This is a genomic window from Aquabacterium sp. (assembly GCF_041915145.1).
Classification (GTDB): Bacteria; Pseudomonadota; Gammaproteobacteria; order Burkholderiales; family Burkholderiaceae_C; genus Aquabacterium.
Genome location: NZ_JAYSBZ010000015.1, coordinates 39,820 through 50,142 on the forward strand (window position 1 = coordinate 39,820; position 10,323 = coordinate 50,142).

Annotated in this window: 8 protein-coding genes, 1 tRNA gene and 1 pseudogene; 2 read left to right on the forward strand and 8 right to left on the reverse strand. The window is 64.7% G+C overall.

Annotated elements, in window-relative coordinates:
- Positions 1-18: 18 nt before the first annotated feature.
- From ACE3SS_RS04690 to cysS, 8 genes are all read right to left on the reverse strand, one after another.
- Positions 19-1,233: a PLP-dependent transferase gene (locus ACE3SS_RS04690; RefSeq protein ID WP_374591858.1), complete on the reverse strand. Its 1,215-nt coding sequence runs from the start codon at positions 1,231-1,233 to the stop codon at positions 19-21.
- Between the two features lie 37 nt (positions 1,234-1,270).
- Complete coding sequence (gene rimO / locus ACE3SS_RS04695) at positions 1,271-2,644, reverse strand: 30S ribosomal protein S12 methylthiotransferase RimO (RefSeq protein ID WP_374591860.1); 1,374 nt, start codon at positions 2,642-2,644, stop codon at positions 1,271-1,273.
- A gap of 79 nt (positions 2,645-2,723) precedes the next feature.
- A tRNA-Ser gene (locus tag ACE3SS_RS04700) sits at positions 2,724-2,816 on the reverse strand.
- A gap of 69 nt (positions 2,817-2,885) precedes the next feature.
- Positions 2,886-4,154, reverse strand: a complete 1,269-nt coding sequence (locus ACE3SS_RS04705) for an aspartate kinase (protein WP_374591862.1) — start codon at positions 4,152-4,154, stop codon at positions 2,886-2,888.
- Positions 4,155-4,230: 76 nt separating this feature from the next.
- Positions 4,231-5,556 carry a tRNA lysidine(34) synthetase TilS gene (gene tilS, locus ACE3SS_RS04710; RefSeq protein ID WP_374591864.1) on the reverse strand — a complete coding sequence of 442 codons (1,326 nt, stop codon included), beginning with the start codon at positions 5,554-5,556 and terminating at the stop codon, positions 4,231-4,233.
- Between the two features lie 5 nt (positions 5,557-5,561).
- Positions 5,562-6,533, reverse strand: coding sequence for an acetyl-CoA carboxylase carboxyltransferase subunit alpha (locus ACE3SS_RS04715; protein WP_374591866.1), 972 nt, complete (start codon positions 6,531-6,533; stop codon positions 5,562-5,564).
- Positions 6,534-6,600: 67 nt separating this feature from the next.
- Positions 6,601-7,242 carry a DNA-3-methyladenine glycosylase gene (locus ACE3SS_RS04720; protein WP_374591878.1) on the reverse strand — a complete coding sequence of 214 codons (642 nt, stop codon included), beginning with the start codon at positions 7,240-7,242 and terminating at the stop codon, positions 6,601-6,603.
- Between the two features lie 84 nt (positions 7,243-7,326).
- A complete protein-coding gene (gene cysS, locus ACE3SS_RS04725) occupies positions 7,327-8,715 on the reverse strand; it encodes a cysteine--tRNA ligase (RefSeq protein ID WP_374591868.1) in 1,389 nt (462 codons plus the stop codon).
- 287 nt (positions 8,716-9,002) lie between these two features.
- Between cysS and ACE3SS_RS04730 the strand changes: the two genes are divergently transcribed.
- The gene (locus tag ACE3SS_RS04730) at positions 9,003-10,022 is read left to right on the forward strand and encodes a tetratricopeptide repeat protein (protein ID WP_374591870.1); all 1,020 of its coding nucleotides are present in this window, start codon (positions 9,003-9,005) and stop codon (positions 10,020-10,022) included.
- Positions 10,019-10,323 (forward strand): annotated as a pseudogene (locus ACE3SS_RS04735) (hypothetical protein); the annotation flags it as partial. The gene ACE3SS_RS04730 and the pseudogene ACE3SS_RS04735, both read left to right, overlap by 4 nt.

Consider the following 10,323-nt stretch of genomic DNA (forward strand, 5'->3'; position numbering starts at 1 on the left):
GACCGCGCCCTGAGCAACTCAGCCTAGCGCCCGCAACGCCTGCGTGCAGTCGGCGATCAGGTCGTCCACCGCCTCCAGCCCCACGGCAAAGCGCACCACCGTGCCTTTATAGGACACCTGCAGGCTGCGCATGTGGAGCAGCTCGTAGGGCATGACGAGACTGATGGGGCCGCCCCACGAGTAACCGATCTTGAACAGCTTCAGCGCATCGACGAACGCATCGACCTGCGCCTGACTGTAGCGTTCGCCCACCACCACCGAGACCAAGCCCGCCGCCGCCTGGCTCACCTGCGCCCAATACGCGTGCCCGGGCGACGTGGGCAGCGCCGGGTGCAGCACCTGCGCGAACTCAGGCCGCGTGGCCAGCCAGGCCGCCAGTTGGCGAGTGGACGCGTCATGCGCGGCGTAGCGCAAGGGCAGGCTGGGCAAGCCGCGCAGCACGAGCTCGACATCGTTGCCGCCCACGCCGAAGCCCAGTCGCATGTGGGCGTTCTGCACCTTCAAGTGCAAGGCCGGATCAACCGTGCTCACCGAGCCCATCAGCACATCGCCGCCGCCTGAGGGGTACTTGGTCAACGCGTGCAGCGACACGTCCACCGACAAACCTTCAGGCAGCGCAAACGGCTTGAACGCCAGACCCGCACCCCAGGTGTTGTCGAGCGCGATCACGGCGTTCGGCTGCTGCCGCGCTGCGCGGATCAAACCGAGCAGGTCCGGAAACTCCAGCGTCACCGAGCCGGCCGCCTCGAGCCACACCAGACGCGTCCGCTCGTTGATCTGCGCGGCCAACGACGCAGGATCCAGCGGGTCGTAGGTGCGGCTGGTGATGCCCCACGCGGCAAGCTCGTGTCGCGCCAGTTCCTTGTTGGGGCCGTAGACGTTGTCGGGCAGCAGCACCTCGTCGCCCTGCTTCAAGAACGCCACGTTGACCATGGCGATGCCGGCCAAGCCACTGGGCGCCAGTTGCACGTAGCGTGCGCCTTCCAGCGTGGCCAGGCGCTCTTCGAGCGTGAAGGTGGTCGGCGTGCCATGCAGGCCGTAGGTGTAGCCGGACTTGTCTTTCCAGGTGTGCCGGCGCATGGCCGACACGCTGGGGAAGATCACCGTCGAGGCTTTGTGCACGCCGGGCATCGGCGCGTCGAAGCCGGCCGGCGGGCGGTAGGGGTGATGGATCAGCGAGGTGCTGATGGGGTGACCATCAGCCGGCTGATCGAAGCCTGCTTTGTCGGACATGGATGGGGGCTCGCATCAAGGATTGCTGCCCCGCACTTTAGATCGGCACGCCGACCAAGTCATGCCCTTGGGCTTGCACGATGCGCGCCCGGGTGAATTCGCCCACCTTGAGCGTCTTCGAAATCTTCTCGGGCGGCAGCAGACGCACGATGCCATCGATCTCAGGCGCGTCGGCATAAGTGCGCCCCACCCCACCCTTCTTGCCCATGGCCGGTGCCGAGTCCACCAGCACCTGCATCTCGGCGCCCACCCGGCCCTGCAGCTTGGCGATGGACACCGCCTCGGCTACCTCCATGAAGCGCGCGCGGCGTTCTTCGCGCAACGCATCGGGCACAGCGCCCGGCAGGTCGTTGGCCGTGGCGCCCTCGACCGGCGAGTACGCAAAACAGCCGGCGCGGTCGATCTGCGCTTCGCGCAAGAAGTCGAGCAGGTAGTCGAACTCGGCGTCCGTCTCGCCCGGGAAGCCCGCGATGAAGGTGCTGCGCACCACGAGCTGCGGGCAGGCCTCGCGCCACTTCGCCAGACGCTCCAGGTTGCGCTCGCCGTCGGCCGGGCGCTTCATGCGCTTGAGCACGTCCGGGTGCGCGTGCTGGAAGGGCACATCCAAGTAGGGCAGGATCTTGCCCTCGGCCATCAGCGGCAGGATTTCGTCGACGTGGGGATACGGGTAGACGTAATGCAGCCGCACCCAGGCGCCGTATTGATCGGCCATCTCGCCCAGCGCCGCCACCAGGTCGAACATGCGCGTCTTGACCGGGCGGCCGTCCCAGAAGCCGGTGCGGTACTTCACATCCACGCCGTAGGCGCTGGTGTCTTGGCTGATCACCAGCAGCTCTTTGACACCTGACTCGAACAGCGCGCGCGCCTCGCTCAGCACATCACCCACCGGGCGCGACACCAGGTCGCCGCGCATGCTCGGGATGATGCAGAAGGTGCAGCGGTGGTTGCAGCCTTCGCTGATCTTCAGGTAGGCGTAGTGCTTCGGCGTGAGCTTGATGCCCGCAGCGGGCACCAGATCGACAAACGGGTCGTGCGGCTTGGGTACGTGCACGTGCACGGCGTCCATCACCTCTTGCGTGGCATGCGGCCCGGTCACGGCCAGCACCTTCGGGTGCATCTGGCGCACCATGTTGCCGCCGCCGTCGCCCTTGCGCGCACCCAGACACCCCGTCACGATCACCTTGCCGTTCTCGGAGAGGGCTTCGCCGATGGCATCGAGGCTCTCTCTAACAGCATCGTCGATGAAGCCACAGGTGTTGACGATCACCAGATCGGAGCCCTGCATCGTCTTCGATGTGTCGTAGCCTTCGGCGCGCAACTGGGTCAGGATCAGCTCGGAGTCCGTCAACGCCTTGGGGCAACCCAGCGAAACGAAACCAATCTTGGGAGCGGAGGTATCAGATGTACTCATGGCGCAAAGTGGTGCAGATAAAAAGTTGGGCCGCCAAAGAAAAACGCCCCATGAAGACTCTCCATGGGGCGTTTGATTCTGGCGGAGACGAAGGGATTCGAACCCTTGATGCAGCTCATCACCGCATGCTCCCTTAGCAGGGGAGTACCTTCGACCACTCGGCCACGTCTCCAGCAACAGCGAACATTCTAACCCGGAACGGCGACGAATTCGCTGTGGCTTGTTCTTCTCTCGAGCCAGATCAGGCCTTGGGTTGGTCCAGATCGAACGCCTTGTGGAGCTCGCGCACGGCCAGTTCCATGTACTTCTCGTCGATCACCACCGAGGTCTTGATTTCGCTGGTCGTGATCATCTGGATGTTGATGCCCTCTGCGCTCAGCGTGCCGAACATCTTGCTGGCGATGCCGGCGTGGCTGCGCATGCCGATACCCACGATGCTGACCTTGCAGATCTTCTGGTCACCCACCACATCGGCGGCGCCCAGCGCGGGCAGCACCTTGGCCTTGAGCAGATCAACCGTCTTGGCGTAATCGTTGCGATGCACGGTGAACGAGAAGTCGGTCTTGCCGTCGTGCGACACGTTCTGGATGATCACGTCCACGTCGATGTTGGCATCGGCCACGGCGCCCAGGATCTGATAGGCGATGCCGGGCTTGTCGGGCACGCCGACCACGGTGATCTTGGCTTCGTCGCGATTGAACGCGATGCCGGAAACAACGGCTTGTTCCATTTTTTCGTCTTCCTCAAAGCTGATGAGCGTGCCGGACTTGGCCTCTTCGTCGATGTTGATGTCCCACGGCGTGAAGCTCGACAACACGCGAGTGGGCACGCGGTACTTGCCGGCGAATTCGACCGAGCGGATCTGCAAGACCTTCGAGCCCAGCGATGCCATCTCGAGCATCTCTTCGAAGCTGATGGCCTTGAGACGCCGAGCCTCGGGCACCACGCGCGGGTCGGTGGTGTAGACGCCGTCAACGTCGGTATAGATCAGACACTCGTCCGCTTTCAAGGCTGCAGCCACGGCCACGGCCGAGGTATCGGAGCCGCCACGGCCGAGCGTGGTGATGTTGCCGTTCGGGTCGACGCCCTGGAAGCCGGTGATGACCACCACCTTACCCGCTGCGAGGTCTGCACGGACGCGAACGTCGTCGATGCTTTCGATGCGGGCCTTGGTGAAGGCGCTGTTGGTCTTGATCGGCACCTGCCAGCCGGCGTAGCTCACGGCTTCGACGCCTTCAGCCTGCAGCGCGATCGACAGCAAGCCGACCGACACCTGTTCGCCGGTGGAGGCAATCATGTCGAGCTCGCGCAAGTGGCTGTCGGAGTGAGCGTCGGGCGAAATCTCCTTGGCCAGCCCCAGCAGGCGGTTGGTTTCGCCGCTCATGGCCGAGGGCACGACCACCAATTGGTGACCCGCCCGCACCCATTTGGCGACGCGCTTGGCGACGTTCTTGATGCGCTCAGCCGAGCCCATCGAAGTTCCGCCGTATTTGTGAACGATCAGTGCCATGGAAGTTGCGGCAAACAGCTTGTGCGCCCCGGCGCAGCCCCGTTGGCCACGCAGCGCGGCGCCGCTTGCGCCGAATTCAGAAAACCGAGGATTTTAGTCTGTCGCATGGCACCCAGGTAAATCGCACCTGCGGCCCCCCCACGGGTGCCCACGCCCGAGCATCCACACCGAGCCCCGGCACGAACACCAAGGTATCGCCCACGTAGACGAGGGGCCCCTCACGCGCCCAGCCGGGCACGCCCTGCGCCTGGAACTGTTTTTTCAAGCTGCGCACCGTGCGCCCCGGAGCGAGTTGAAACTGCTCGCCACCGGTTCTGGGCACCAAGCGCAGATCCAGGGGCGCCGTCAGCGCGACGCCATGCTCGCGCACGCGCTCGACCACCAAGGCGCCACCCCAACCCGGCAGTGCATAACGCCCCGCTCGCCTCACAGTGAGGCAGGACTCCCTCGCCGCGCCCTCGTCGGATCCACCAGACGTCGCCCGCACCAGACTCAACTGCCCGCGATAGCAGCGCAACACCCCGGCCGGCGCGGACCAGCTCACGGCCCCGCGCGCCCGCCACTCCGTCACCACCCGCTCCAGCAAGGTCGCCGGCATCGGCACGCCAGCCGTAGCCAGAAACCAGGCACGCAGCACATTGCGGGCCCGTGGCATGCTGAGCGACTGCAACGCGGCCACCGACAACACAGCCCGAGCATCCGCCGGCCCGCTAACCGCCGCCCAATCGTGGGCAGCCACCTCGCGCAGTACCGCATCGGCATCGGCTGCCCAGGTTGCCGCGTCCGCCAGAGCGGTTTCAGCCCCGGGAAAGGCCCCGGTCAAAGCCGGCCAGACGTCCAGGCGCAATCGATTGCGGGCGTAGCGCGGGTCGGCATTGCTGTCATCGTCGACAAACCGCAAGCGATGGCGCCGCACATACGCCTCCACCGCCTCGCGCGGCTGATTCAACCACGGGCGAGCCCAAGTCAGGCCATCGCGCTCGAAGTGAGCCGCCATGCCCGCCAAACCGGGCACGCCGGCGCCCCGCAAGGCTTGCAGCAAAAAGGTCTCGGCTTGGTCTCGCCGATGCTGTCCGAGCAGGATCAGATCGGCCCCCGCCTCGCGCGCCATCTCGGCCAGCGCGGCGTAACGTCCGGCGCGCGCCACGGCCTCGACGCTCTCACCACGAGGCACTCGCAGATCCAGATGCCGACTGAGCAGCGTCACGGGCCAACCGCGTCGAGCCCAGGCACGACACTGCCGCTCGGCGTGATCCAACCAGGCATCGGCTTGCGCACTCAAGCCATGGTGGACATGCAAGGCCGCCACGCACGCGCCTTGCTCTTGGGCAGCCCGCAGGGTGGCGTGCAGCAAGGCGGTTGAATCCCGCCCGCCGCTGTAGGCCACCGCAACGACGGGCACCGGGATCAACGTTCCTTGGTGTCGTTGAAGCGACCGTAGCTTTGCAGACGCTCGTAGCGCTGCTGCAGCAGGTCTTTGGTCTTGAGATCACTCACCGAGCGCCAGGCATCGCTCAGGGCGCGCTTCAGATAGGCCGCCATCTGTTTCGGGTCGCGATGGGCGCCCCCGACCGGCTCGCTGACGATCTTATCGACGAGGCCCAAAGCCTTGAGACGGTGCGCGGTGATACCCAGGGCTTCAGCGGCATCTTCGGCGCGCTCGGCGGTCTTCCAGAGGATGGACGCGCAACCTTCGGGCGAGATCACCGAATACACCGAATACTGCAGCATCAGCACCTGATCGGCCACACTGATGGCCAGCGCACCGCCCGAGCCACCTTCACCGATGATGGTGGTGATGATGGGCACCTCCAGGCGCGCCATCTCGAAGATGTTGTGCCCGATGGCTTCTGATTGACCGCGCTCCTCGGCGCCGATGCCAGGGTAGGCACCCGGCGTGTCCACGAAGGTGAACACCGGCATGCCGAACTTCTCGGCCAGCTTCATCAAGCGCAGGGCCTTGCGATAGCCCTCGGGGCGCGACATGCCGAAGTTGCGCAGCGCGCGCTCCTTGGTGTCGCGGCCCTTTTGATGGCCGATCACCATGCAGGCCTGGCCGTTGAATCGCGCCAGACCGCCAACGATCGAGAGGTCGTCGGCGAAGGCCCGGTCGCCGTGCAACTCTTGAAAGTCCGTGAAGATTTCGTTGACGTAGTCCAGCGTGTAGGGCCGCTGGGCATGGCGCGCGATCTGCGTCACCTGCCAGGGCGAGAGACTCGCATAGATCTCTTTGGTGAGCTGCTGGCTCTTCTTGCTCAGGCGATCGATTTCTTCGGAGATATCGACGGCCGATTCGCTTTGCACGTAACGCAGTTCGTCGATCTTGGTTTCCAGCTCGGCAATGGGTTGCTCGAACTCGAGAAAGTGTCGTTTGCTCATTCGTTTGTGTCCTTCGACGAGGTACCAACCACTGAGGCTGGGTTCCGCCGTTCATGCTGCGCCGTTTTTAATACTCGACCGGCAGCGGGTCAAGGCTGCGCCACAAATACCAAGTGCCCACCGAGCGATAAGGTGCCCAGGCGTCACCAATTTCACGCGCTTCGGCGCGCGATACCGGCTCGCCGCTGAAGTAATTGAGACTGATGCCCTTGAGCAGCCCGAGGTCGTCGAGCGGCAGCACATTGGGCCGCATCAAGTGAAAAATCAAGAACATCTCGGCCGTCCAGCGACCGATGCCCCGAATGGCCACCAGCTCTTCGATGATGGCCTCGTCGTCCATCGCGGACCACTGCCGCTCGTGAACCGAGCCTTGCGAAAAATGCGTGGCCAGGTCACGCAGGTATTCAACCTTGCGCGCCGACAAGCCGGCACCGCGCATGTCGTCCACCGCCAGATCAAGGACGCGGACGGGCGCCACGCGATGCGGCGTGGCGTCAAGCAAACCGGTGAAGCGGTCCCACACCGACTGCGCGGCCTTGACTGAAATCTGCTGGCCGACGATGGAGCGCGCCAACGTGGTGAAGGCATCGCCGCGACTTTGCAGGCGAGCCTCGCCAAACTGCGGGATCAGCTTGCGCAGCACGCGGTCGCGCTTGCCCAAGTGCTTGCAGGCCTCGTCCCAATAGCCGGGCGTGACCCAGTCAGCCACCGGCGCCGCAGCCTTGACGCGATCGGCATCCGCCGTACGAGCGCGTGTCACAGGCGATCCTTCATGAGCATTGGAGAGTGTGGATCAAGCTCGCACCCAGGTCGTGCCCTGCGCGGAGTCCTTCAAGACGATCCCTTGCGCCAGCAGGTCGTTGCGGATGCGGTCGGCCTCGGCAAAGTTCTTGGCCTGCTTGGCCGCCACGCGAGCGGCGATCTGCGCCTCGATCTCGGCTTCGCTCAAACCGCCAGCCGATGCGCCTGCGCCGGCACGCAGATAGTCTCGCGGCACTTGTTGCAGCAACCCCAGCACGCCACCCAGCGCCCTCAGCAACCCGGCCACCTCGGCCGAACGCGCGCGGTTAACCTCGCTGGCCAGCTCGAACAGCACGGCCATGGCGATCGGCGTATTGAAGTCGTCGTCCATCGCGGCCTTGAACCGTGCGGCATAGGGGTTGGACCAGTCGATGCTCACGTCAGCCGCCGCGACGCTGTCCAACGCGGTGTAGAGCCGCCGCAGCGAATTGCGAGCGTCGTCGAGCCCCGCGTCGCTGTAGTTGAACGGGCTGCGGTACTGCACGCGCAACATGAAGAAGCGCACCGTCTCGCCGTCGTACGACTTCAGCACATCGCGGATGGTGAAGAAGTTGCCCAGCGACTTCGACATCTTCTCGTTGTCGACGTTCAAGAAGCCGTTGTGCATCCAGACCCGGGCAAAGCCCTTGCCACTGGCCCCTTCGCTCTGCGCGATTTCGTTCTCGTGGTGCGGAAACTGCAAGTCGAGCCCGCCGCCATGGATGTCGAACTCCTCGCCCAGCAGCGCGCAACTCATGGCCGAGCACTCAATGTGCCAACCGGGGCGCCCGGCGCCGTAGGCCGAGTCGTACTTGGCTTCGGCAGGTTCTTCAGGCTTGGCGGACTTCCAGAGCACGAAGTCGAGCGGATCCTGCTTGCCGTCGTTGACGGCCACACGCTCACCGGCGCGCAGTTGGTCCAGCGACTTGCCCGACAACTTGCCATACCCCTCGAACTTGCGCACCGCGTAATTCACGTCGCCGTTGGACGCGTGGTAAGCCAGGCCTTTTTTCTCCAGCTTGCCGATCATGTCGAGCATCTGCCCGACGTACTGCGTGGCGCGCGGCTCGTGGGTGGGCGACTCGATGCCCAAGGCCGCGATGTCCTGATGCATGGCCTCGGTCATTTCGTCGGTCAGCGCACGCAAGGTGATGTTGCGCTCGACCGCGCGCCTGATGATCTTGTCGTCGATGTCGGTGATGTTGCGCACGTAGTTGACGCGATACCCCGAGGCCTTGAGCCAGCGCTGCACCACGTCGAACGCCATCATCATGCGAGCGTGCCCCACATGGCAGTAGTCGTAGATCGTCATGCCGCACACATACATGCCGACCTGACCCGGCACCATGGGTGTGAATGTTTCGAGTTGACGGGTGAGGTTGTTGTAGATGCGCAGCGTCATCGGCGTGAACAGAGAGAAAGCAAACCCGCGCGCACCCGTAGCACGGGCTGGAACACCGGGAAACCACCGTGATCAATCCGGTCAGATCGACCGGCCCGCAGCGAAGCGAGCCCAGGCGGCTCAGATACAATCTTTCGAGTATATCTGCCGGCCTCCAGCCACGCCGGCAACGGCACTGGCCACCAGTGTCCGTGACCGGGATCGATTGCTCCTCACGATCAGCAAACACAACGACACACATGCAACGTTTCGCACCCCGCTTCCCTCTGGCCGCATCCTTGAGCAACATGAGCCGTACCGCCCTGCTGGCCCTGGCGATGATGACTGGCTCGGCGGTCCACGCCGACGACGCGTCCGATGTGCAAAAGCTGATGGCCGCAGGCAAGCCGGCCGAAGCCCTGCAAAAGGCCGATCAATACTTGGCCAGCAAGCCGCGTGACCCCATGATGCGATTCCTGCGCGGGATCAGCCTGTCGCAGATGGGCAAGACCAGCGAAGCCATCACCGCGTTCACCAAGCTCACCGAAGACTACCCGGACCTGCCGGAGCCGTTCAACAACCTCGCGGTGCTCTACGCCCAGCAAGGTCAGTACGACAAGGCGCGTACCGCCCTCGAAATGGCGATCCGCACCAACCCGAGCTACGCGACCGCCTACGAAAACCTCGGCGACGTCTACGCCAAGCTGGCCAGCCAGGCCTACTCGAAGGCGCTGCAAATCGATACCCGCTCCGCCGTCGCGCCCAAGCTGGCGATGATCCGCGACCTGTTCCCGAAAGATCGCGCCCCTGGCGCCGCAGTGAGCAGTTCGTCGGTGTCGGCCGCGCCGGTTGCCCCGCCACCCGTGGTGGCCAAGCCCGCTCCCGCGCCGGCACCGGTCGCGTTGGTCACCAGCAAGGCCCCGCCGGTCATCACCCAAGTCACGCCGAAGGTCGAGTCCAAGACAGAGCAGAAATCCGCTGATGGCGACGTCAGCCGCCGCGAAGTGGAAGCCGCGATCCGCGCCTGGTCGGTGGCCTGGAGCCGCAAGGACATGGACAGCTACTTCGCGTCCTATGCGCGCGATTACGCGCCGGCAGGCAAGTCGCACAAGGCCTGGGAAGCGGAGCGCCGCGCCCGCATTGGTGGCAAGCGCAACATCACCCTCAAGCTTTCAGAGCTGCAAGTGAATGTCTCGGGGGACCGGGCCACCGCCCACTTCCATCAAGCCTACAAGGCCGACGCGCTTGAGATCAATGGACGCAAGTCGCTGGATCTGGTGCGCAGCGGCGGCTCGTGGCTCATCGTGAAGGAAAGCGCTGGCTCGTGACGACCCAGTCCCACCCCGGCCGGCGAAGACCTCGTCTCTTCGCCAGGCTGACGGCGCTCCTGGTGGGCGCCGTCGTTTTTTCCGGCACTGCCGATTCGAGCGCGGCACGCGTGCACCATCGCTCGCAGGTGCCACATGCCGCGGCCTCCAGGGCTGCGCCTGTCACGCCGCCTCCCTCGCTGGCATCGGCGCGCGATCCTGAAGCACGCCTGCTGGACATCTATCGCCTCGTCGGCGCAGGCAACACGCGCGAAGCGCTCAAGCAAGCTCGTGCCCTGGTTGAAGACGTACCCAATTTTCA